At 75.3% G+C, this 24,657-nt stretch carries 16 protein-coding genes; 11 read left to right on the top strand and 5 right to left on the bottom strand.

Annotated elements, in window-relative coordinates; all coding sequences use genetic code 11:
- The first annotated feature begins 37 nt into the window (after positions 1-37).
- Complete coding sequence (locus tag ACWC97_RS17025) at positions 38-976, top strand: DMT family transporter (protein ID WP_450650038.1); 939 nt, start codon at positions 38-40, stop codon at positions 974-976.
- 59 nt (positions 977-1,035) lie between these two features.
- Here ACWC97_RS17025 and ACWC97_RS17030 read toward each other — a convergent pair whose 3' ends face one another.
- Complete coding sequence (locus ACWC97_RS17030) at positions 1,036-2,343, bottom strand: serine hydrolase domain-containing protein (RefSeq protein ID WP_450650040.1); 1,308 nt, start codon at positions 2,341-2,343, stop codon at positions 1,036-1,038.
- Between the two features lie 223 nt (positions 2,344-2,566).
- The gene (locus ACWC97_RS17035; RefSeq protein ID WP_450650042.1) at positions 2,567-3,871 is read right to left on the bottom strand and encodes a bifunctional folylpolyglutamate synthase/dihydrofolate synthase; all 1,305 of its coding nucleotides are present in this window, start codon (positions 3,869-3,871) and stop codon (positions 2,567-2,569) included.
- Between the two features lie 297 nt (positions 3,872-4,168).
- Here ACWC97_RS17035 and ACWC97_RS17040 point away from each other — a divergent pair, with 297 nt between their 5' ends.
- The 5 genes from ACWC97_RS17040 (at position 4,169) to ACWC97_RS17060 (ending at position 16,739) form a co-directional block, all read left to right on the top strand.
- Positions 4,169-5,035: a DUF4132 domain-containing protein gene (locus tag ACWC97_RS17040; RefSeq protein WP_352280173.1), complete on the top strand. Its 867-nt coding sequence runs from the start codon at positions 4,169-4,171 to the stop codon at positions 5,033-5,035.
- Entirely contained in the window at positions 5,032-9,948 is a 4,917-nt protein-coding gene (locus ACWC97_RS17045) for a DNA-binding protein (protein ID WP_450650044.1), read from the top strand. The genes ACWC97_RS17040 and ACWC97_RS17045 overlap by 4 nt, the downstream gene beginning before the upstream one ends.
- Positions 9,949-10,069: 121 nt before the next feature.
- On the top strand, positions 10,070-11,224 hold the full coding sequence (locus ACWC97_RS17050) for an ATP-binding protein (RefSeq protein WP_450650046.1): 1,155 nt from the start codon (positions 10,070-10,072) through the stop codon (positions 11,222-11,224).
- Positions 11,221-14,919: a vWA domain-containing protein gene (locus ACWC97_RS17055; protein ID WP_450650048.1), complete on the top strand. Its 3,699-nt coding sequence runs from the start codon at positions 11,221-11,223 to the stop codon at positions 14,917-14,919. Before ACWC97_RS17050 ends, ACWC97_RS17055 begins: the two co-directional genes overlap by 4 nt.
- A complete protein-coding gene (locus ACWC97_RS17060) occupies positions 14,916-16,739 on the top strand; it encodes a hypothetical protein (protein WP_450650050.1) in 1,824 nt (607 codons plus the stop codon). The genes ACWC97_RS17055 and ACWC97_RS17060 overlap by 4 nt, the downstream gene beginning before the upstream one ends.
- Before the next feature lie 194 nt (positions 16,740-16,933).
- Here ACWC97_RS17060 and ACWC97_RS17065 read toward each other — a convergent pair whose 3' ends face one another.
- Both ACWC97_RS17065 and ACWC97_RS17070 read right to left on the bottom strand, forming a co-directional pair.
- Positions 16,934-17,479 carry a hypothetical protein gene (locus tag ACWC97_RS17065; protein ID WP_352280890.1) on the bottom strand — a complete coding sequence of 182 codons (546 nt, stop codon included), beginning with the start codon at positions 17,477-17,479 and terminating at the stop codon, positions 16,934-16,936.
- Between the two features lie 138 nt (positions 17,480-17,617).
- Entirely contained in the window at positions 17,618-18,868 is a 1,251-nt protein-coding gene (locus tag ACWC97_RS17070; protein WP_450650052.1) for an oxidoreductase, read from the bottom strand.
- 95 nt (positions 18,869-18,963) lie between these two features.
- On the opposite strand from ACWC97_RS17070, the gene ACWC97_RS17075 reads away from it, so the two are divergent.
- A complete protein-coding gene (locus tag ACWC97_RS17075) occupies positions 18,964-19,587 on the top strand; it encodes a TetR/AcrR family transcriptional regulator (protein WP_352280886.1) in 624 nt (207 codons plus the stop codon).
- A 137-nt stretch (positions 19,588-19,724) separates the two neighbouring features.
- Entirely contained in the window at positions 19,725-20,525 is an 801-nt protein-coding gene (locus ACWC97_RS17080; RefSeq protein ID WP_352280884.1) for a DUF6585 family protein, read from the top strand.
- 12 nt (positions 20,526-20,537) lie between these two features.
- On the opposite strand, the gene ACWC97_RS17085 is transcribed toward ACWC97_RS17080, so the two are convergent.
- A complete protein-coding gene (locus ACWC97_RS17085; protein WP_450650055.1) occupies positions 20,538-20,852 on the bottom strand; it encodes a hypothetical protein in 315 nt (104 codons plus the stop codon).
- A gap of 362 nt (positions 20,853-21,214) precedes the next feature.
- Between ACWC97_RS17085 and ACWC97_RS17090 the strand changes: the two genes are divergently transcribed.
- From ACWC97_RS17090 to ACWC97_RS17100, 3 genes are all read left to right on the top strand, one after another.
- On the top strand, positions 21,215-22,792 hold the full coding sequence (locus ACWC97_RS17090; protein WP_450650057.1) for an alpha/beta fold hydrolase: 1,578 nt from the start codon (positions 21,215-21,217) through the stop codon (positions 22,790-22,792).
- Between the two features lie 126 nt (positions 22,793-22,918).
- Entirely contained in the window at positions 22,919-23,515 is a 597-nt protein-coding gene (gene thpR, locus ACWC97_RS17095; RefSeq protein ID WP_385213041.1) for an RNA 2',3'-cyclic phosphodiesterase, read from the top strand.
- Positions 23,516-23,660: 145 nt separating this feature from the next.
- On the top strand, positions 23,661-24,518 hold the full coding sequence (locus ACWC97_RS17100; protein ID WP_450650059.1) for a class I SAM-dependent methyltransferase: 858 nt from the start codon (positions 23,661-23,663) through the stop codon (positions 24,516-24,518).
- The last annotated feature ends 139 nt before the right edge of the window (positions 24,519-24,657 follow it).

Below are 24,657 nucleotides of genomic sequence, written 5' to 3' on the forward strand. Positions count from 1 at the left end.
GCACCAGAATAGCTTCCAGGGAAGTTATATTTCTTCCGTGGAAGCTACTGTGCGATGGACCCTGGTGACGGCGATCGCCCCGATCGCCTGGGGAACGAACTACTTCGTCACCCACGAATACCTACCCGCCGGCCACCCGCTCCACGGCGCGGTGCTCCGGTCCCTGCCCGCGGGAATCCTGCTGCTGGCCCTGCGCCGGCGGATGCCCCACGGGTCGTGGTGGTGGAAGTCGCTGGTGCTCGGCACCCTCAACATGGGGTCCTTCTTCACCCTGGTCTACCTCGCGGCCCAGCTGCTGCCGACGAGCATCGCCTCCACCGTCATGGCGGCCTCGCCCCTGGTCCTGATGGTGTCCGCCTGGGCGGTGGTCGCCGAACGGCCCCGGCCCCTACCCCTGCTGGGCGGCACCATCGGCCTGGCGGGCGTGGGCCTGATGCTGCTCACCGGCACCGCGCGCCCGGACGCGCTCGGCGTCCTCGCCTCGGCCACGGCGATGGTGCTGTCCTCCCTCGGCTACGTGCTCGCGAAGCGGTGGAACACCGGGACGGACGTCATCGCCTCGACGGCGTGGCAGCTGGTCGCCGGGGGACTGGTCGTGCTCCCGCTCGCCCTCGCCGTCGAAGGAGCGCCCCCCTCCCTCGACACGGGCGCGGTCCTCGGATTCGCCTACGTCTCCGTCGTCGCGACCGCCATCGCCTTCGTCGCCTGGTTCGCCGGGCTGCGCCGGCTGCCGGCGGCCGCGGTCGGCCTGGTCGGGCTGCTGAACCCGGTCACCGGCGTGCTGCTCGGCACCGCCGTCGCCTCGGAGACCCTCACCCCGCAGCAGCTGGGCGGACTGCTCCTCGTCCTGGCCGGGATCGTGCTCGGCCAGCCCGTCGCCGCCACGGCCGCCGCCCGGATCCGGACCCGGGCCGGGACGGCGGACCCCCGCCGCACCGGCCCCGCGGCCCGCACCGGACGGCGGGACACCGGCTGAGCCGCACGGGCGCGGCACGGCCCGGTGCGCCCGCGCCGGCTCCCGCCGGGGCGGGCGGATCAGCGAAGGACCGCCGCCCAGGGCTCCGCGGAGAGGTCGGTACCGGTCAGCACCGAGGGGGCGGACGCCGGCGACAGCGCCGCGGACCCGGCACCCGCCGGGCACAGGGCGCCGACGACGTAGCCGTTGAGAGCGTCGTCGATCGGGCTCGGCTCGAAGCCGGTGCCGTCCTCGTTGATCCGCTGGTACTTCATCAGGTTCCAGCCCGTGGCCACCTGGCGGCTGCCGTCCGCACTGGACAGCGCGAGCGTGCCGGCGCCGAACACCGCCCCGTCGTGGCCCCAGAAACGCCCGCAGCCGGGAATGTCGACGGCGTACAGGCCCAGGCCGTAGTCGATGCCGTCCACCGACACCGTGCGCTGCATCTCCCCGAGCGCCGCCGGACCGATCAGACGGCCGGTCAGCAGGGCGCGGTAGAAGCGGTTCAGATCGTCGGTGGTGGAGACGACCGCACCCGCCGTGGAGGCCCAGGACATGTCGTAGACGCTGTAGTCGCGGGGCGGGTCGATCAGCCCGTAGAAGCTCTCGTACATCCGGGAGTGCGGACCCCGGACGGCGGGGCCCTGCGGGTAGGAGGTGTGACGCAGCCCGGCGCGCTCGATGACGTTCCGGGTGATGTACGACTCCGCGCTCCGGCCGGTGACCTTGGCGAGCAGCAGCCCGGCGACGACGTAGTTGGTGTTGGAGTAGTGGCCGGGCTGCGCCCCGGGTGCTCCGGTGGCCGGGGCCGCGAGCCCCAGACGGACCAGCTCCTCCGGAGCGATGGAGCGGAATCGTCCCTCGTCGAGGCTGGCCGGCGAGCCCTGGGCCAGGGACGGGAAGGCGCCGACGACGTAGTCGCCGATGCCGCTGGTGTGGTTCAGCAGCATCCGCACGGTGATCAGGCGGCCGCGCTGCCCGGGTATCAGGCCGGGCAGGTAGTCGCCGATGGGGGCGTCCAGCCGGATGCGGCCGCGTTCGACCTGCTGGAGCACGGCGACCGAGGTGAAGGTCTTGCTGATGCTGCCCACCCGGTGCCGCATCCCCGGCTCCACCGGGCGGCCCGTGTCCACGTCGGCCACGCCCGAGGCCCCCTCCCAGCTCCGGGCGCCGTCACGGACGCTGGAGTAGACGCCGTACATGCCCGCCGCGTGGACGGCGTCCAGGGAACCGCCCAGCGCCGCCGGGTCCAGGCCCGCCCCGGACGGGGACGGTGCCGGGGACACGGCCGCAGCCCGGGGCCCGGCATCCGCGAGGGCCACGGGCGCGGCGGTGGTCACCAACAGGGCGGCGGCGACCGCGGTCGAGGCTGTCCGGAGGATACGCAAAGGGAAGTCCTTTCCTTCGTGCCCGAAATACGTCCCGGCCATCCTGATCGGCCATTCCCGTGGCGGCGTCCTTCCCGGGGACGAACCGGCGCCGCGCCCCCTGGCACCGCGAGGTGAAATCGCCGTGCCAGGACGGTACTTGGGGAGGACGCGGGCCGCGGCGGGGACCGGACGGCGGCGGTTCTCAGGGCCCGGCGCGGGCCGCGGCGCGAGCGGCGTCCCCTCAGCCGGGCGGCAGGGCGAGCGCGGTACGTGCCTCCCCGACCAGGCGCAGCGAGCCGAACACGACGATCAGGCCGCCGGGCCCGGCGAGGCCGGCGGCCCGGCGCAGCGCCGAGGGGGCGTCCCTGGCCGTCAGGCACGGCCCCCGGCGGCCGGGGGAGAGCCGGCCGTGCAGGGCGGCGGGGGCCGCGGCCTGGTGCGAGCCGGTGCGGGTGAGGACCAGGGGCCAGTCCGCCGGGAGCGGGGCGAGCATCCCGGCCACGTCCTTGTCGTCCATCGCCGCGAAGACCAGCACGGGCGGGCCCGGATACCCGCCTGTGCGGGCCCGGTCCAGGATCTCGGGGGCGACGGTCCGCACGCCCTGCGGGTTGGTGGCGCCCTCCAGCAGGACCCGGCCGGTCCAGTCGTCCAGCCGGGCGTGCGGGACGAGTTCGAGGCGGCCGGGCCAGCGGGTGGCCGCCAGCCGGGGACGGAGCCGTTCGGCGTCCGGATCGCGGATGTGGCCGCGTTCGGCCAGCGCGTCCACCGCGGCGATGGCGACCGCGAGGTTGTGGTGCTGGTGCGCGCCGGGCAGGGGGCAGGGCAGATCGCGGTGCACCGCGCGCGGAGTGGTGACGTCCACCAGCGTCGCCGGACCGCGGCCGACGGTACGGGCGGTGTAGCGGATCTCGTGGTCCATCCGCCACACGGACAGTCCCGTCCGTGTCCTGAGCACCTGTTGTGCGCTGGAGGCCGCCTCGGGGGCCAGCCGTCCGAGAACCACGTGGTCGCCGTCGCGCACGGCTTCGATCTTGGCCCGGGTGATCTCTGCCAGGGAACCGCCGAGCAGCCGGGTGTGGTCGAGTCCGACGCCGGTGAGGACCTTCACGTCCAGGCCGAGTTCCGCGGCCGCGGCCCTGCTTCCCCCGATGCTCGCCTCGGCCACCGCCAGGCCGACACCGGCCCGCCGGAAGTGCACGGCCGCGGTCGCCGTGAAGACGCCCTGGCTCAGGACGGGCAGACCGTGCCGCTCGATCGCGTGCCACACCTCGGCGAACGCCGCGGTGTACTCGGCCCGGGTGACGGGAACCCCGTCGATCCGGATCCGCTCCCGGGGCTCCTGCAGATGCGGGCTCGGCATACTGCCGACCCGTGCCCCGGCCGCGGTTACCGCCGACACCGCGAACGCGCAGGTCGACCCCTTGCCGTTCGTACCGACCACCAGCATCCCGCGCAACTCCCGCTCGGGACGGCCCAATGCCTCCAGCAGCCTGGGGACGTTCGCCTGCCGCACCGGCCGGGGAAGACCGTGGGGGTTCTCATGCATCTTCGCGAGGATGTCGACGCAGCGTTGGTAATCCACCCGCCCGATCATGCCACCAAGGGTGAGGGACAAGAAGCGGGGAGTGACCGCCCCCGGAGGCGGGTGTCCGCGCCGCCGACGGGGACGACGCCACCCCGCCGGCGCGACGCCCCCGCCGGAGCACGGCACCCGCACCCCGCCGTGAACCGCGTTGTCAGAGGCCCTCGCTAGTCTCCCCCACATATCGCAGCCCAGGGACTCCTCGCAGTCCCTGGTTCCGGCTGCGCCGGCATCGGATGGACAGGCGGAGGGGCACAACTGATGGCGTGGCTGGCAGCGGGTGAGGGGTACGAGATCACCCTGGAGGAAGGGCGCGTGGTCGCACGGCGCGCCGGGGGACGGCAGTTGAAGACGGTGCCGAAGGCACTGCGCGACAGTCCCGAAACCGACCGGCTGAAGCAGCTGGCCGAATGGCTGGACCGGCACGCCGCCGCGTGCGTGGCCCAGGTGGACGCCTGGATGGTCTCCTCGCTCCCGGTCCCGACCGAACTGATCGTACGGGTGTGGCCGGACGAGGCGTGGCGGGCGGCGCTGCGCGACATGGCCGTCGTCGGCGACGACCCGGACGAGGCCGGCTTCCTGCGGGACGTCACCGCGGACGGGGAGCTCAAGGTCGTCGACCTCGACGGCGAGACCGTACGGCTGTCCCCGCGCACGGTGACGCTTCCCCACCCCGTCCTCCTGCCGGACCTGGACGACGTACGGGACTTCGCCGCCGACCTCGGCATCACCCAGAAGGTGGAGCAGATCCACCGGGCGACCTGGACCCGGCCGGACGGACCGGACACCGCACACCCGGCGACGGCGACGGAGGTACGGGACTACGCCGGCGGGAAGTTCGCCTCGCGGTTCGGCCTCGCCGCACGCGCCACCAGCCTCGGCTACCGCGTCTCCGGCGGCTACGCCACCTGCAAGGTGCGCGACCGGGGCGCCGGCACGGAGGCATCGGTGTGGATCGGCGAGCCGTACTGGGACGGGGAGTCGGAGACCGGCGCACTGAGCTGGCACGACGGGGACGGCCGCGCGGTGCGGCTGACCGAGGTCGGACCGGTCGCCTGGTCCGAGGGGATGCGCATGGCCGCTGCGCTCTACGCCGGCCGCACGATCGAGAAGGGTGAGGGCGCATGACCGCGACGACTGGGAACAACAATCGGGAACTCCTCGCGGCGGGCGCGGTCCTCCCGGCCGGCACACCGGACGCGGGCCCCTTCGCGGTCGAGCTGACCGCACGGACCTACCACCACCCGGTCCTCGGCGACGACCGCGTCGTCGTCCGGCTGGCCGCGGCCGAACTGGGCCCCGCCGAGGACCTCGCCGCGAGCTTCCTCGGACTCGAACCGCACACCGCCCCCACCGTGGTCGGCCTCGGCCCGCGCCGGGAACTCGGCTTCCCCGAATGGGTCCTGGTCCACCACCCCGAGGACGGGCACCACGCCCTGGCCGTCGTACCGGAGCTGGACCGGCTGGCCCGGCAGGCCAGGACCAAACCCAAGGCCGCCCTGGACGCCTGCCACGAACTGGCCGGACGGCTCGCCCAGTCCGTCCCGCACTTCCTGCCCCTCTTCTACGAGCAGGCCGCGCGGATCTTCCTCGGCGTCGAGAACAGCACCTACGCCGGCCAGCTCTTCGGCCGCGCCCGCACGGCCGAGGCCCAGCACGGACTGACGGTCGACGAGAACCGGCTCGACGCCGTGTTCCTGGAGTTCGCCCTGGCCGGCGCACTGCCGGTAAAGGTCCTGACCGGCTACGGCAAGGACCTCTCGGCCCGGCTCACCCCCGCCGAGGCGTACGAGCGGTTCCGCCGGCTGTGCGTCCGCCGCACCGCCGGCGGCCTCGCCCCCTCCGCCCAGACCGCGACCGAACTCAAGCGCCTCGCCCGCGCCGCGTCCCTCTCCGGCAGCGAGGCGGAACAGGACCACCTCGCCGAACTCCTCCCGCTCCCGGCCACCCTGCGGGCCCCCGCCGGCTGGTGGAAGTCGCACCGCGGCGCACTGGTCGCCCTGGCCCGCCGCGTGCCGTCCGTACGGGGCACACTGCTGTCGATGACCCCGCCCGGGGACGACGGGGAGACGGCCGAGCTGTGGCTGGGGATCCTCGCGGACTCCGGGGCCGACGCCGGCCTCACCGACGCCGGCCTGCCGCAGCAGGAGCAGTGCTCCGACGGCGCGGCCGGCTGGCTGGAACGCTTCCACGCCGCCCGCCACCGGGGCTGGGGCCCGCGCCCGGCACTCCCCGCCCTGCTCGCCCTGGTCGAGCGGGCGGCCGGCCGGCTGCGCACCGACCTGGCCGCACGCCCCGACAACGAGCGGTTCCTGCGGATCGGCGTCGAGGACGTGGACCTGCTGGACCTCCTGCTCTCCCTGGGGATCCAGGTCGCCGACCCCGAGAGGAAGCACCTCCGCCACCGCGGCGACAACGCCCTGAACCTGACGGACTGGGCACGCGGCGACAACCCCCGGGACCTGACCGCACTGGAGGCCGACCCACGCTTCCGGCCCGCCTTCCGGCGCGCGGCCGACGGCTACACCAACGCCTCCTCCGGCGCCGACGTGATGCGGCGGCTGGCCGCCTCCCCGGGCGGCCGCCCGATGCTCACCGAATGGATGCGCGAGGTGGCCGCCTCCTCGGTGACGGCCGCACTGCCCGGACTGCCGCAGACGATCGAACGCCTCTCGTGGCTGCCCGCCGAGGCCCTCACCCTCGCACCGCGGGAGGTCGCGGCCGCGGCCGGCGCCGACCTCGGCGAAGCCGTGGCACGCACCCTGCGCGGCGGCCTGTGGGAGGAACTGCGCTGGCCGGCGTGGGAAGAGGCCCTGGAACACCTGGCACCCGGACACCACAGCACCGAGGGCCTCACGGTCGCCGAGGCATGGCCGTACCTGATCGTGGCCAACGCCACCCAGGCACGCGTCATCGACGCCGACTCCACCGTCCTCGTCCACGACCTGCGGACACCCCCCACCTCCGTGTGGCGCACGGGCTTCCACTACGTGGACGGCGCGCTGCTGGTGTTCTGGAGCACCTACGGCCGCGGCGAACCGCAGGGCTACTGGCACACCGCACCCGACACGGTGTTCACGCTCCCGGGCCTCGACTCCTGGGCCATGCGCTCGGACCACCTCAGCCTGCCACTGCCCACCGGCGGCCGGGCCACCGGCGGGGGAGTCCTCCACACCGGCGACACGAAACTGCCCGCCGAACGCGCGCTGCTGTCCGACGGCACCTCGTACTGGGTCTGGCAGGACAGGGACGGGGACGAACCGGGCGGCTGGCTCGAACACGACCCCGCGAGCGGCACGTACGGCCGGCGCTCCCAGCCCGGCTTCCTCGCCGACGCCCTGCTGCCGCATCCTCCCGGAACCGAGCTGACGGCCCGGTCCTGCCGACTGCGCCCCGCCCCGGCGGTGGCCGGATCGGCCCAGGGGACGTCCGCGGACGGACTCCTCGGCTGGCGCGTCGTACAGCTGCCCGACGGCACCCACCACGGCGAGGACACCACCGGACGGACCGTCACCCTCCCCAAGGACAACGGACGGCCGGACGGCGCCCTCACGTTCCCCGGCGACGACCGGCCCCGGGCCCTGACCCGGCAGTGGCGCGAACTGTCGCTCCACGACCCGGACGGCCTGGTCACGGCGACCGCCCACTGCGAACACCACAACAACCTGTACGGGACCGCCGCCCAGGCCCTGCCGCCCCTGCCGTACCTGCACATGCTGCGCGCCCGCGACCCGCAGGGATCGGCCGCGCTGCGGGGCACCGACACGGAGACGGCCGGGGCCCTGCTGAAGGCGGCCGCGCTCGCCGAACGGGCGACGGACCTGCCCGGACTGGTACGCACCGCACTGCCCCGCCTCTCGGCACCCGAACTGGTCGCCGGAGTGGTGAAGGTGCTGCGCTTCGCGATACAGCAGCAGAAGACGCTGGACGCCGTGGCCGCACGGCTCGACCCCGCCGACCGGCCCGCCGAGGACCGGATCCAGGGGCCCAGCGACCAGACGCTCGCCAAGGCACTGAACGGCATCACCGACACCGAGCGCTCCTACTACAACTACGGCGCCGACTCCGACGTGACCCACCGCTACCTGGAGGACCTGGCGTCCGTGCGCGCCGACACCGCCGCCACGGTCCCGCCGGGCCGGCTCCACTTCGACCTCCCGTCACTGCCGTACTCGTCACTGCCGTTCGTCCCGCTCCTGGACGAGCCGGCCGCCCTCGCCTACCGGGCCGTCGCACCCGGCGCCGACCCGGAACACCGGGCGGCCCTCCTCGACATCCTGGGCCGGGTGGACGCGCTGGGACTGGCCTCGACGGCCTCGGCCACCCACTGGCGCCGGGTCACGGTCCGCCTGACCACCCCCCACCTGCACACACCGGACGGCCAGCGGCGCAGCGCCGCCCACCGCAGCGTGCTGCCCCTGGGCGGCGGCGCCGCGCTCGGCTTCACCGAGCACAACACCGAGATCGACGGCGGCCGGGAGTTCAGCGCGCTGTTCCACGACCCGAGCGGCCGCTTCGAGGTCCCCGGCCCCTACACCGGCAGCGGCGAGACCCGGGTCGGCGACCGGACCCGCGCCGCCGACTGGCTGACCCGCTTCCTCGAAGAGGCCCGGACCCGCCAGGCCGCGCCCTTCTCGCCCCGGGCCGCCGACGAGTTCAGCGAACTCACCGGCGCCTCCCGGGCCCTGGCCCGGATCCTCCTCGCGGGCATGCCCGCCATCGACAGCTGGGAGAACAACTTCCTGCCCGCCGAACTGCGCAGGACCCTCGGCCTGAAGGTGGCCGAGGCCGGACACGCCCGCGACGAACTGCGCGCACTGCCGGCCGAGGTGCGCCGCGCGCTCCTCGCGGCGCTCCTGCCCGACACCCCGGCACACCTGTGGACCGAGGGCCCCGACGTGGCGGCGGCCGCCGCCGTGTGGAACGCGAAGGTGGGACGCCGCCGCCAGGTGCCCGACTGGCTGACCGCGGAGGCCGCCCGCGCCACCCGCGGCGGCTGGCCCGTGCACCGGGCCCTCCCGGCCCTGCTGGAACCGGAGTCCTCCCCGGAACTCTCCACCGACGTGCCGTGGCACATCGAGGGCGACCGCCCGGCACCGGCCACCCCCGCCGACACCCCGTTCACCTCGTCGGTCCTGGCCGGCGCCATGAGCCTGACGGCCTGGCTCGCCCACCGGCTGCCCGCCGGCGACCCGGTCAGGGCGGCACTGCCCAGCGCCCTGACCGCCGTGCGGCAACGGCTCGCATACCCCGAACTGCTGCTCTCCGTCGGGCACTTCACCAGCCTCGCGGACTTCCGGAAGGTGGCCGGCGCCCCGACCCGGACCGCACCCGACCACGAGCAGTACGGCGCGGTGCTCATGGCCACGCAGGACGGCCAGCCCCAGCCGGCCGTCCGCCCCGCCCTGCTGGACCCCACCGGATCCGACCCCTACCTGGCGGCCCTGCGCGGCGCCGACCAGCAGCCGACCCAGACCGAGGCGGCCCTGCGCCGCGCCCACGACCCGGCGTTCGCCCGGCTGCTGGCCGACCCGGGCGCACCCGCGGCCGGCACGGCGGACGACGAGGGCCTGTGGTGGCCGCAGGACCCGTCCCGTTCGGTGCCCGAACGCGTCGCCGAGGCCGCCGGGAAACACGGACTGACCGCCGACGCGGCGACGCTCTACCTGATGCTGCTGGCCCTGCCCGACCCGACGGACCGCAACACCGCCCGATGGACGGGATGGAAACCGGCCCGCCTCAAGGCGGCCCGGACCGAACTCGCCGCGACCGACCTGGTGGTGACGGCCGTACGGGCCCGGGCCGGACGCTCCCTGTTCCTGCCGGGCGCCTGGGCGGAGCAGTCGGCACCCGTCCTGCCCGTCGAGCAGTGGAAACTGCCGATGTACGGGACCGTCACGGGCGGCCGTCCCGCACTGGGCGCCCTGGTCCCGCTCGAACCGGCCGCGGAGCTGTTCACCCGGGCCTGGCGGCGGATCCTCGACGGCGACCTCCCGCGCTTCGAGGAACTGAAGGTGCGGCGCACCAGGCGCCGCCGCTGAACCACCACGGCCCCGCAGCCGGGCCACCCGCCACCAGGACGGCGCGGCGCCCCCGCACCCCGGGCGCGCCGCGCCGCCCCGCCCCCCTACGCACCCCGCGAACCCTGACGAAGGACCCCGCATGACCGCCACCGAACAGACCGCACCCGCCCGGCAGGGCCGGCCGGCCGAGGAGCACCACGCCACCGAACTCGCCTTCCTCGCCGCCCAGGACACCGGCCCCCGCCCGCCCGGCTGGGCACTCACCCCCCGCGCGGTCGTCACGTTCGTCTGCGGCAGCGACGGCGCGGAACTGACCCTGCCCCGGCGCCGGACCGGCCTCCCGACGAAGCTGGTGATCGCCCCGAAGTTCGTCGGCGAACGCGCCCTGGTCGAACGCTGCGTGGTCACCCTCGCCGGAGAACGCGGACTGCTGCTCACCGGCGAACCCGGCACGGCCAAGTCGATGCTGTCGGAACTCCTCGCCGCCGCCGTCAGCGGCACCAGCGCCCTGACCGTGCAGGGCACCGCGGGCACCACCGAGGACGCGTTCCGCTATGGCTGGAACTACGCCCTGCTCCTCGCCCAGGGCCCCACCCCGCAGGCCCTGGTGGACTCCCCGGTCCTGGCCGCCATGCGGGCCGGACGGGCCGTGCGGGTCGAGGAGATCACCCGCTGCCTGCCCGAGGTCCAGGACGCCCTCGTCTCCATCCTGTCCGACCGGCGGATGAGCGTGCCCGAGCTGACCGCCACCGAGGACGCGGTCGTCCGCGCCGCCCCCGGCTTCACCGTCATCGCCACCGCCAACCTCCGCGACCGGGGCGTCTCGGAGATGTCGGCCGCGCTCAAGCGCCGCTTCAACTTCGAGACCGTCGACCCGATCGCCGACGCCGACGCCGAAGCGGTCCTGATCCGCCGCCAGGCGGTCGCCGCCGTCCAGCGCGCGGGCGCGGCCTTCGCCGTCGACGAAGCCGTCCTCGACGCCCTCGTCACCGTCTTCCGCGACCTGCGCTCCGGCCGCTCCACCGAGGGCTGGGACGTGGAGCGGCCCGGCACGGTCATGTCCACCGCCGAGGCCGTCCAGGTCGCGGCGTCCCTCGGGGTCGCGGCCGCCTACCTGCCCGGCGGGGACGTACTCGACCTGCTGCCGGGACACCTGCTCGGCGTGGTCCGCAAGGACGACCCCGCCGACCACGCACGGCTGCTGGGCTACTGGGACGGCCCGGTGCGCCGCCGGGCGGAGAACGGCTCGGCGATGTGGCGCCGGCTCTGGGACCTGCGCGGGAGCCTGCGTTGACCGCCCCGGACCCCCGCGCGGCCGTGGAAGCGCTGGCCGCGTCGCGCACCCCGTACCTGCTGGGCGTGCGCCACCACAGCCCGGCCCTGGCCGCGGTGGTGCCCGCCCTGCTCGACGAGGCACGGCCCGACGTGGTCTGCGTCGAGCTGCCGGCCGACTTCCGGCCCTGGCTCGAACACCTCGCCGACCCCGGGACCGTCGCCCCGGTCGCCCTGGCCGGCGCGGGCGAAGGAGGACGGCTCTCGTTCTACCCGTTCGCCGACTTCTCGCCCGAACTCGCCGCGATCCGCTGGGCCGCGGGCAGGGGAGTGGAGGTCGTGTGCTGCGACCTGCCCCTCGCCGACCCGGGCTGGTCGGCGAAGGAACCCGCACCGGCCCCCGGACCGGACGGGACCGGGACCGCGCACCCCGCCGCCCCCTCCGACGCCAAGGACACACCCGGCCCCGGCCCCGGCCCCGTTTCCGAGGACGGGACGGTACGGACACGGCACTCCTACGCCGAGGCGCTCGCCGCCGCCGGCACCGGCCGGGACGGGGACGACCTGTGGGACCGCGCCGTGGAGGTACTGGCCCCGGGGTGCGCCCCGGACGCGGTGCGCCGCGCCGCACTGGGCGTGGGCTGGGCCCTGCGCGCCGACGCCGCCGTACCCGCCGCCGACCTGGCGCGGGAGGAACGGATGCGGCAGGTGATCGCCGCCGCCTCGGCCCACGGGCGCCGGGTGGCGGCCGTGATCGGCGCCTTCCACGCCCCCGCGCTCCTCACCCCCGCACGGGCGGGCACCGGAGCACAGACCGGGGCCGGGCCGGACACCGCGCGGGACCGGCCCGAGGCCGAGGCCGGGGCCGGGAAGGAGACCACCACGGCGTCCGACGGCCCGGCGGTGACCTCCCTCGTGCCCTACTCCTTCGACCTGCTCGACTCCCGGTCCGGCTACCCGGCCGGAATCCGCGACCCGCTCTGGCAGCAGGCGGTGCTCACCACCGCCGGCGACCCGCAACGCATCCGGGAAGCCGCCGGCGACGCGGTGACCGCCCTCTGCCGCGAGCTGCGCCGCAACGGCCACACCGCGGGGACCGGCGAGGCCGCCGAGACCCTGCGCCTGGCCTGCGACCTGGCCGCCCTGCGCGGCCTGCCCGCACCCGGACGCGGCGAACTCCTGGAAGCCGTCACCACCGTCCTCGGACAGGGCGAACCCCTCGGCCGGGGCCGGGCCCTGGCCCGCGCGCTGGAGACCGTGTTCGTCGGCACCACCCGCGGCCGGATCACCCCGCACGCACCCCGGTCCGGCCTCGGCCCCTCCGTCGAGGCCGAACTCGCACAACTGCGCCTGCCCCGCCCCGACGACCCCGCCCCCCGCGACCTGCGCCTGGACCCGCTGCGCTCACCGCTGGACGCCCGCCGCGAAGCGCTCCTCCAACGCCTGCTGGTGATCGGCGCCTCCTACGGCGAACCCCTGGACGTGGCCGGCACCGGCGACGCCACCGCACTCGGCACCCGATGGCGTGCCGCCTGGACCCCCTCCGTACCCGCACGCCTCGACCTCGCGGGCGTACGCGGAGTCACCGCGGCCCAGGCCGCCGCCGGCACCCTCGCCGCGACCGCCCGCCACGAGGCCGCCGAAGGCGGACCCACCCCGGCCCAGATCCTCACCGGACTGACCGCCGCCGCCCGCTGCGACCTGCCCGCACTGGTCGACGCACGCCTGCACGAGGCGACCGCCGTCCTGCCCCGCGACGCCGACCTGCCCGAACTCCTCCAGGCCCTGGACCTGCTGGAAGGACTACGACGCGGCCACTACCCCGCCACCCCGCACCACACCCGCACCACGGCCGGCACACTCACCGGGGAACTCCTCGAAGCCGCGGTCCGCTCCCTGCCCGGCCTCGCCGGAAGCGACAGCGAGGCCGACGCCGCCGCACTGGTCGCCCTCGCGGACCGGGCGGCCACCCGCCACCTGGGCCTGCGACTGGACCAGGCCCTGGCCGAACTCGCGGACGGCGGCGCACCGCTCGTCCAGGGCGCGGCCCTGGCCGTCCGCGTCCTGCTCGACCTGGACGACGCGACCGGACTGGGCGGACGCACGGCCGGCTGGATCGACCAGGCCACCGCCCCCGACACCCGCCGGGCCCTGACGAAACGCCTCACCGGACTGCTCACCGCCGCCGGCCCGCTGCTCCAGACCTCACCGGACGCCCTGACCCCGCTCATGGACCGGATCGACACCCTGACCGACCAGGACTTCCTCGACCGGCTCCCGGCCCTGCGCGGCGGCTTCGACACCCTGCCCCCCGCCGCCCGCGACGGACTGCTCACCACCGTCACGGACCGGCTCGGCGACCGGCTCGACCTGTCGCTCGACGCCCCGCCCGAACTGCTCGCCCTGTGGGCGGCGGCCGACGCCGCCGGATCGGCGGCCCTCAAGGCCCTCGGCCTGCCCCACCCGGACACCCCCACATACCCCGACCCCGACCCCGACCCCGACACCGACCCCGACCCGGACCCGGACCCGGACCCGGACCCGGCCGGCACCCCCCGCCCCGCACCGGACACCGCCCCGAACGGCCCCGACCGCCGCCTCGGCCGCACCGACCGCTGGCGCCTGCTCCTGGGCCGCCACAAGGAACACCTCACCGGCGACGCCCGCCGCTACGCCCACGCCCTGGACGAGCTCTACGGCCGCGGCCGCGGCGAAGGCGCACACGACCCCGGCGCCACCGCCCCCGGCCAGGGCGGCGGCCAGGACCCCTCCTTCCCCACCGCCCGGGAGTGGGCACAGGAACTGGAAGCCCTCTTCGGCACCGACGTACGCGAAGAAGTCCTCGCCGAGGCCGCCGACACGGGACGCACCGACGTCCTCGCCCAGCTCGACCCGGCAGCCGTACGCCCGTCCGTCGAACTCCTCGGCTCGGTACTGTCCCTGGCCGGAGGCATGCCCGAGGCCCAGCTCGCCCGGCTGCGCCCCCTGGTGAAGCGGCTCGTCGACGAGCTGTCCCGGCAGCTGGCCACCCGCCTGCGCCCGGCCCTCACCGGCCTGGCCACCCCCCGCCCGACCCGCCGCCCCGGCGGACGCCTCGACCTCGCCCGCACCCTGCGCGCCAACCTCGCCCACACCCGGCGGACACCGGACGGCCGGCTCGTCGTCGTACCGGAACGCCCGCTGTTCAGCACCCGGGCGAGCAAGGAGGCGGACTGGCGCCTGGTCCTCGTCGTCGACGTCTCCGGCTCGATGGAGGCATCGGTGATCTGGTCGGCGCTGACCGCCGCCGTCCTCGGCGGGGTCCCCACCCTGTCCACCCACTTCCTGGCCTTCTCCACCCAGGTGATCGACCTGACCGACCGGGTCGAGGACCCGCTGTCCCTGCTCCTGGAGGTCCGGGTCGGCGGCGGCACGCACATCGCGGCCGGCCTCGCGCACGCACGCTCGCTGATCACCGTGCCCAGCCGCACCCTCGTCGTCGTGGTCAGCGACTTCGAGGAGGGCGCACCCCTCGGCCACCTGCTGGGCGAGGTCCGCGCCCTGGCCTCCAGCGGCGCCCACCTGCTGGGCTGCGCGGCACTCGACGACACCGGCACCCCCCGCTACTCGGTGCCCGTGGCGCGCCGACTCGTCGCGGCCGGAATGCCCGTGGCCGCCCTCAGCCCGCTCGAACTCGCCCGCTGGGTGGGCGACCGCCTCCGTGGAGAACCCCGTTGAGCACCCGCACCCTGCCCCCCGTCGCCCCCGACGTCCTCGCCGACGCCGTGGAACAGCTCAGCCCGCGTCTGCGCAGAAAACTCGACGCGGCGATCACGGACTGCGCCGGCCGGGCCTCGGCCACGGCCGACGGGGCGGTCGAGGTCCCCTTCGGCGAGGACGCCGCGGTCACCCTGCGCCCCGGCCCGTCCGGCACCGTCACGGAAGCCGGACAGGCCGTGTGCACCTGCCTGCTGGCCCCCCGCTGCCTGCACCGGGCCGCGGTCCTGGGCGCGGCCCCCCTCGCCGACGGCAACGACGCCACCGACCCCGCACCCCCCGGCACCGGCACACAACCGGGCCCGCAGGAGGCCGCACCCGCCACCGGAGCCGGGGCGGCCGCCCCGGCCGCCCCCGACGCGGCACAGGTCCGCGCCGCCACGGCGCTGTGGGACGCCGCCGCCGAGGCCCTGTCCGCAGGCGCCACGGCGGGCGGCGCCGTGGTGCAGGCCGAACTGCTCCGCGCCGCCCACACCGCCCGGCTGGCCGGCCTGCCCCGGGCCGAAGCGGCCGCACTCACCGTCGTACGGGGCCTGAGAGCCGCACGGGACCGGAGCGGGGAACAGCGCCTCGCCGACCTCACCGGAGCCTTCCGCGAGCTGCTGGCGGGCGCCGCCCTGCTCGCCTCCGGAACCCCCGGAACGGACGCGGCGCGCCCCGCCCGCCGGGTCTACGGACAGGGCGGCACCCTGCGGGTGTACGGCCTGTGCCGCGAGCCGGTGCTTTCCGCGACGGGATACGGCGGGGTGACCACGCACCTGGCCGACCCGGACGGCACCCCCTACACGGTGTCCGACGTGCGCCCCGGCGGCCTCGCCCGCGCGAAGGGCGCGGGATCCGCGTCCGTGGCGCTCGGCGGCGCTGTCCTCGACCACGCCGGCCTGGCCCGCGGCGGCCTGCGGATCGTCGGCGCGACCGTCTCCGAGGACGGTCGGCTCGGCGCGGGACGGAAGGTCGGGGCGACACCGCTGCGCGGGGTGGACTGGTCCGAGGAACCGGCCGCCGCCCTCTTCGCCCGGCCGGTGCGCGAGGCGATGGCCGCCGTCCTCGCCGACCCGGGCGGCCCCGGGGGCCCGGCACCGGAGCTGCTGGGCTGCGACACGGAGGTGATCGGCGCGGCCGACGGCTGCGTCGTCGTCCGCGTCACCGGCGGGGGACCGCTGCTGCGGCTGCGCCCCGCCCACCCCCACCCGGAGCTGCCGCACGCCGCCAACCTGCGACGGATCGCCCAGCACCCCGGGCTCGCCCTGCGCGTGCTCGGCCGCCCCGACCTGGACCGGGCGGCGACGCTCCTGCCGCTGGCGGTCGGGCCGGTGCCGGGGGAGTCGGCCACCCTGCGCCTGCCGGAGGCGTGGAAGGGCCGCGCCGACCTGGGCTACGACCGGCTCCAGGGCGAGCACTTCCCCGCCCGGCCGGCGGGAGGGACGGCCGACGGGCCGGTCACCGCGGGCCCCGACCCGCTGGCCCTGGCACCGCTGTGGCGGGTCCGGCGCCTGCTGGAGACGGGTGTCGCGGGCGGCCGGCGCGCCGTGGCCGAGGCGGGCCGGGGGCCGGACGCCGCCTCGCTCTCCGCCCGCCTGACCCGGGCGGGGCTCGGCCGGGCGGCCCATCTCGCGCGGGCCCTGACGGCGGAGGCGGGCCGCCGCCCCCGCGACCCCTTCGGCCGCCTGGCCGACCCCTCCGCCGACGCCTACGCCCGGGCCTGGCTCGCCTCGGCCGTGCATCTGGCCGCCGCGGAACGCTCGCTGCTGGCCGCGTCCTGGACGCACCCCGCGACCTGACCCCGCCCGGCCCGACAGGCCGCCACCGGGCGGCCGTTGAAGTCGTCGCGGAACAGGTCGGCCGCCACGGAACGGGCCGGCCGGCGGGACCGTCCGCGCGCGCGTCGAGGTCTACCCCACGCACACGGTCTGACCGCGGTGGCGGGCCGGACACGTCCGGCCGGAGCCCGGGCCCCGGCCGGACGCGGGGTCCGTCAGACGCTCCAGATCTCCTTCACCGTCGCCACCCGGCCCTGGGCGTCCAGCGTGATCTCGTAGATGTTGCCGAAGCAGCCGAAGGGCGCCTTCACCTTGGGGTAGTCGTCGGGCGCCCCGATCTCCTGGGCGAGGCAGCGGTCGATGTGCAGCGCCAGCTGGTCGTGGTCGACCTGCTTCCACTGACCGGGGCCGTCGGCCAGGGCCAGCTGCGCCCCGACGTTCTCGGGCAGGACGTAGTGCGTGGTCGGGGCGTCCTTGTCGGCGCCGTAGATCCAGTCGTTCGGTGTGCAGTGCGGCTTGGCCCGTGCGGCCTCGAAGCCGCCGGCGTCACGCATCAGCGTGACCTTCAGCCGTGTGTGCCCCGCGGGCAGGGTCGGCGGCTTGCCGCAGTCCCCGTCCTCCGCGCCGCCGGCGGCCGGGGAGGCGGCGCCGTCGCCCCCGGCCGCGCCCACGGCGTCGGATTCCTCCGGGCCGCAGGCGGTGACGGCGCCCAGAGCGGCGAGCAGTGCGATCGCGCCGAGAAAACGGCGAGTTGACGTCATTCCTTCATTCCCCCGAATGAGATGGCTCAGTGACGTGATCATGATTGATCGACGGGGCTTTCTACCCCACGGAGCCGTCGGGGGGCCAATCGGCCGGGCCAGGGGCCGCGCCCGGCGCGACCGTACCGCCGGGGCCGGTCACTCGCCCTCGGCGCCCCGCGCGGTGGCCAGCCAGGCACGGTAGCGGCGCAGGGCCCGCCGCTGCTTCCACTGCTCGGAGGCCAGGGCGAGGGCCGGGTGGATACCGGGCCGGGGGCCGGCGCCCCTGGCGAGGCGGCGCATCTGGTGGCGGACCCGGGCCATGCCGGCCGCCGAGGCGAGCGTCTTGTCGGACCAGGTCACCGGTGCCATCCGCCGGTCGGCCTCGTGGTCGTCCTTCCACCGGTCGGGCAGGTCCGGGGTGACGGCGAGGGCGGTGCCCATGCCGATGACCGCCACGCCGCTGTCGAGGACCTGCTGTGCCGTGACGCGCCGGGTGATGCCGCCGGTGAGCATCAGCGGCAGCGGGCTCGTTGCGACCAGGTCCCGGGCCAGGTCGAGGAAGTAGGCTTCCCGGGCCCGGGTCCGGGCGTCGGCGGAGCCGCCGGTCATCGCCGGGCTCTCGTAGCTCCCGCCGGACAGTTCGACCAGGTCGACGCCGAGCGGTGCGAGCATCCCGATGACCTGCCGGGCGTCGTCGGCGTCGAAGCCGCCGCGCTGGAAGTCGGCGGAGTTGAGCTTGACCGCGACGGCGAAGGACGGGGAGACGGCGGCGCGTACGGCCCGGACGGTGTCCAGCAGCATCCGGGCCCGGTTCTCCAGCGGCCCGCCCCACCGGTCGGTGCGCGTGTTGACCAGCGGGGAGAGGAACTGGGAGAGCAGATAGCCGTGGGCGGCGTGGATCTCCACCCCGTCGAACCCCGCCTCCTCGGCGCGGCGGGCCGTGACGGCGAACCGGTCCACGGTCCGGTCGATCTGCCGCGCGGTCATGGCGGTGGGCTGCCCGAACCGGCCGCTGTGCCTGCCCAGGGAGACACCGGCGTCGGACGGCCCCCACACCACGCCGGGCATGCCGGATTCCACCTGGCGGCCGGGGTGGTTGATCTGCATCCAGACCGCCCCGCCGCCCGACCTGCCGGCCGCGGCCCAGTCGGCGAACGGTTCGAGCGGCGCGTGCTCGTCGAGCACGACGCCGCCGGGACCGGTCAGCGCCTCGGCGTGGACCATGACGTTGCCGGTGATCAGGAGCCCGGCACCGCCCGCGGCCCAGCGCCGGTAGAGCGCCGGCAGCCGCCGGCCGGGAAGCTGTCCCTCCCCGGCCATGTTCTCTTCCATGGCCGCCTTCGCGATCCGGTTTCCCAGTACCTGCCCGGAACGCAGCCGCAGGGGCGAGAACAGCTCGCTGGTCATGGTCGTCTCCCTCTTCCGTGTCGTCCGCCTACAATGTGTGCACCACTTACATTACGGTGCGATGTGAGCATCGCAAACATTGGAGGGTGTGAGCTGTGCCGCAGAGCAACGGGTACCACCACGGCGATCTGCGCGCGGCCTGCCTGCGTGCCGCGCGCGAGCTGCTGGAGGAGGGCGGCGGCGCCGGGCTGTCGCTGCGCGCCGTCGCCCGCCGCGCCGGAGTGTCGGCCACGGCTCCCTACCGCCACTTCGCCGACCGCGACGCGCTCGTCTCCGGGGTCGCCGCGCAGGGATACCGCGAACTCGCCGGGAAGCTGGCCGGGGCCCGCCCGTCCCCCTCGTCGCCGGACGACCTGGCCGCGCTCGCCGTCGTCTACGTGCGGTTCGCGCTCGAACACCCCGCACTGTTCCGGGCGATGTTCGCCGAACCCTGCGACCCCGCCAGTGAGGAACGCGTCGCCGCGGCCGCCGTCCTCTCGCAGTACGTCCAGGACGTCGTCCGCACCGCGTTCCCCGGGGCCGGAGACCCGGCGGCACGCGCGACCGCAGTCTGGGCCCTCGTCCACGGGCTGGCGTTCCTGCACCTCGACGGCAAACTCGACAGCTCCACCCCGCAGGCGGTCGACGACCAGGTCCGCGCCGCCGTGCACGCCCTGCTCGCCCCGCCCCCGGCGACGCCGCGCACCGCGACCGCTTCCGGCCCCGGGACGGCCGCCTGACAGTCGCGTGCCGGGCACGCGCAACAGGACCGAAACCCTCTTCCCGGACAGGCGGCCCGCCCCCGACAATGGACTCAACCATCCTGCCCCCGGGGGGACTTGTGCCGGACCGTGCTTCCACTCCAGTTCCGCCCGCCATGCGCGGAGCCGCGCAGGAACTCCAACTCGGCCCGCGCCAGGGGCTGGCATGGACCGAGCCGGGGCGCTTCCCGTGGATCGTGGTGCTGCTGCCGGCGGTGATCGGACTGCCGCTCCTCTGGATGGGGATCTCGACCGCGGCGGAGGCCCTGCGCAGCGACGGCGCCTGGTACTACGGGCTGCCGCTGCTCGTCCTGGGGGCCGGCATCGTCTCCGTGGCCGGCTACTACCTCTTCCTCGGACTCACGAGACGGCAGCCGCAGGTCTGGGTGGGCCACTACCGCAACGGCATCGTCCGCCAGGTCGCCGGGAACGAGCCGGAGGCGTACACGTGGGACGAGATCGGCGGCATCCGGTGGCACGGCACCAGAGTGACGAACGGGATCACCAGCGCCACCACGCACGAACTGCGGGTACGCCCCCGCAAGGGCGCCGAGATCGTGGTGACCGACGGCTACGCGGGAGCCGTCCGGTTCACCGAGGAACTGGACAGGACGTTCACCCGCGCACGGCTGCCACAGGACGGTGCCCGGCTGGGGGCGGGCGAACGGATCGGCTTCCTCGGCTTCCACCTCGACCCCGCCGGCGTCGGACACCTCGACCGCCTGCTCGGCTGGCGCGAGATCGAGCGGATCGAAGTGGAACACGGCTGGCTGGAGATCCGCCGGCACGGCGACAGGAAGCCCTGGGCCAGATTCCCCGTGGAAGCGGTGGAGAACCTCTCGGTCCTCCTGGCCCTCACCGAGAGGATGTGCCGGGAGGCGGCCGCGAACCGGCCGGAACCGGGCGACCCGGCCTGACCCGCCGGGCCCCTACGCCCCGTCCCCGCCCGCGCGGTCCAGCACCCCGGCCACGACGGTGTGCAGATGGCGGCGGAACCGGTCGAGCGAAGCCAGGTCGCGCGGGCCCAGGCGGCGCCCGGCGGGGTCGATGACCCCGGCCTGGCCGAAGGAGTGAACGGTCCACACGATCGTGAAGACCAGCATCTCGACGTCGACCCCGGCGCCGATACCGGCACGGTCCAGCACCGTACGGACCCCGGCGGCGACCTCGGCGACGAGCGGCCCGGCGAACTCCGCCTCGATCTCCGCCAGTTCGGCCCCTCGGACAGCCAGCTGCGCATCCACAGCGCCGGGACCTCCGGGTTGCCCAGACAGAAGGAGAGATACGTGTCGACGAAGCCCAGCAGCGCGGCACGGGTCTCACCGGCCGACGGACCGCAGCCGCGCAGCTCCTCCAGCGCGGCCGCGGCTGTTCCTCCAGCGCCGCCGCACCCTGCCCTGAACCCCGCCAGGACGACCGGCGAAACACCCTCCGCACCGACGGCACGTCGTACCCACCACGTACCCCCGCACCCGGCCTGCTGCCCCTGACGTACCACCGGTTCGTGCCCCACAACGACGCGCACGGACAAGCCCCGCTGAAAGGCTCGACCGGCACGCCCCCGGACACCCCGGGCCGGCCCCCCCGTCACCGTCAGGAGAAGCACATGACCACCCCCGGCACCGCCACACGGCGCGCCTCGGCCATGGCACTCGCCCTCGCCGCCGGCCTCACCACCGCCCTGGCCGCCGCACCACCCGCCCCCGCCGCCCCGCACCCGCCCACCGACACGGCACCCACGGCCGGACTCGGCCGCTACCACCAGCAGCGCCCCCACTGGCACGGCTGCGCCCGGGCAACGGACGACGAGACCGGCCGCGCCCTCGACACCGCCGGCGCACGCTGCGCGGACGTGACCGTACCGCTCGACTACAGCAAACCCCGGGGCCGGACCATCACCGTCGCCATATCCCGCCTGAAGGCCACCGACACCCGCCACCGGATCGGCTCCCTCCTGATCAACCCCGGCGGCCCCGGCGGCCCCGCCCTCGACATCGGACTCCTCGTACGCCCCGCGATGAAGGAGACCGGCGCCCGCTACGACCTCATCGGCATGGACCCCCGCTTCACCGGCCGCAGCACCCCCCTGGACTGCGGCCTGACCTCCGGACCCGGCCTGCTGTCGGCCGGCCCCGACCGGGCCGGCTTCGACCGCCAGACCGCCCGCGCCAAGGACGTCGCACAGCGGTGCCGCACCACCAACGGCCCCCTCCTGCCCCACGCCACCACACGCAACACCGCCCGCGACATCGACGTCGTCCGCAGCGTCCTCGGCGAACGGAAGATCTCCTACCTGGGCTTCTCCTACGGCACCTACCTGGGCACGGCCTACACCCAGATGTTCCCCGGGCGCTACGACCGGGTCGTCCTCGACAGCGCCCTGGACCCCGACCGCTACAACCCCCGCCTCCTCAAGGGAGCCGACGCCGAGAACGAGAAGGCGTACGACGACTGGGCCGAATGGACCGCCGCCCGCGACAGCACCTACGGCCTCGGCCGCACCCGCGCACAGGTACGGGCCACCCTCGACGACGTGATCGCCGCCTCCGCCCGCCAACCGCTCACCGTCGGCACCGCCCCCGACGTCTTCCGCCTCGACAACAGCCAGGTCCCCGCCCTGCTCTTCACCGAACTCGCCGACGAGACCGAACCGGCACGCGCCCTTCTGGCCGAACACATGGCCCTGCTCGCCCGGGCCGCCGAAGGCCGCCCCACCACCCTGCCGCCCGCCTTCGCCGCCCTGATGCGCGGCGTGTTCACCCCCGCCGGTTCCCCCGTCGCCAGCGCCCAGACCGCGATCCTCTGCGGCGACGTCGCCGCCCCGCGCGACCCCGAGACGTACTGGCACGACATCGAGAACGGCCGTACCGCCCACCCGCTGTTCGCCCCGCTGACCGAGAGCATCACCCCGTGCGCCTTCTGGGACCGCCCCCGCGAGGCACCCCTCCGCGTCACCCACGACACCCCGGCCCTGATCGTCGCCTCCACCGGCGACCCCCGCGTCCCCTACACCCACAGCGCCACCCTGCACGACCGCCTGCCCAGCTCCCGCCTCCTCACCCTCGACGGCGCCAACCAGCACGCCAACTACGCCGTCTACGGCAACACCTGCGTCGACTCCACCGTCAACTCCTACCTCGCCACCGGCCGCCTCCCCGCCCACGACCGCACCTGCGCCAAGTAACCGCCCCCACACCACGCACCCCGGCCCCGACCCGACCCCGCCCGGGCCGGGGCACCGGGCCGGGAACGAGACCACCCGGCAGCCCCGGACACCACCCCCACCACCCGGTGCGGTACGAAGTCCGGTGTGAACGATCAGACCCCGCCCACCACCATCCGCGTCTTCATCGCACTCGCCCCACCCGACCACGCGAAGGAAGAACTGGCCCAGGCACTGCGCCCCGCCCACGCCACACACCCCCGCATGCGATGGAACCGCATCGAGGACTGGCACATCACCCTGGCCTTCCTCGGAGAACTCCCCACCACAACGGTCCCCCCGCTCCGCCCGCCCCTCGCCGCCCTCGCGGCGGACCACCCACCGCTGCGCCTGGCACTGCACGGCAGCGGCACCTTCGACGACCGGGTGCTCTGGAGCGGAATCACCGGAGACCTGGACGGGCTGCACCACCTCGCCGCCGACGTGCGCACCACCGTCAGGAACCACGGCATCGACTTCGAGGACCGGCCCCTGCGCCCCCACCTCACGCTCGCCCGCGCCCGCCGGGGAGACCCGTCCTCGGTGGGCGAGATCGCCGGGAGCCTCGCCGGATTCACCGGCCGCCCCTGGCACACCGAACGCCTGCACCTGGTCGGGAGCAACGCCGGCCGCAGCCGGGGCCCGATCCACTACCGCGACATCGAGGCATGGCCGCTCGGCGACGAACAACCCGCCAGAACCTGACCAACGGATACCGTGGTGGTCCGCCAACCGGCCTCCCTCACCACCACGTCCCCCTCGAAGCCCCCGACAGGCACCCGCGACCCCCGCCCCGGACCACCGGCCCGGACCACCGGCCCGGGACCGACCGCGACGAAGGAGCGGCACCATGGCACACGAGCAGACGCGGCCACCGGACCACACCGCGGTGCGGACCGCCCTGTGGCGGGCACTGCACCTGGAGGCCGACCCGCCCCCGCACGTCATCGAGGACGAGATCGGCCTGCGCCTGGTGGCCCCCGGCGACGACTGGCGCACCCGCCCCGACATGGACCCGCGGACCACCAGCGGATTCAGGGCGGCCATCGTCGCCCGCGCCCGGTACATCGAGGACCTGATCACCGAACAGGCCGACCGGGGCACGACCCAGTACGTCATCCTGGGCGCCGGACTGGACACCTTCGCCCAGCGCAACCCGGAACTCGCCTCCCGCCTCCAGATCTTCGAGATCGACCAGCCCGCCACCCAGGCATGGAAACGCCACCGCCTCACCGAACTCGGCTACCGCGTCCCCGACCGGCTCCACCTCGTACCGGTCGACTTCGAGGCGGACGAGAACTGGCTCGAAGAACTGACCCGGGCCGGATTCGACACCGGCCGCCCGGCGGTCGTCGTCTCCACCGGCGTCACCATGTACCTCACCAAGGAAACCAACGCGGCCACCCTGCGCGAGATCGCCGGCCTCGCACCCGGATCCACCCTCGCCACGACCTTCCTGCTCCCGCCCGAACTCCTCGACGACGCCGACCGCCCCGGCCTCCGGACGAGCAAGGAGGGCGCCCAGGCATCCGGAACCCCGTTCATCAGCTTCTACACCCCCTCCGAGATGCTGGCACTGGCCCGCGAAACCGGCTTCGAGGACGCCCGGCACGTGTCCGGGGCGCTGCTCGCCGAGCGCTACTTCTCCGGTCGCGCCGACGGACTGCGCCCGTCGAGCGGCGAGGACCTGCTGCTCACCACCGTCTGACCCCGGTCCCGGGCGGCCGATCCGTGCCAGTGGCACTCCCGGGCACCGGGCACCCGCGGTGCGGGATACCGTCCCGGAACCCCCGCACCACGGCGGCGGGGGAGCGGCACGGCCCGGCCGGGACCGCCCCACCGTCCCC

Source organism: Streptomyces sp. NPDC001108 (genome assembly GCF_053598535.1).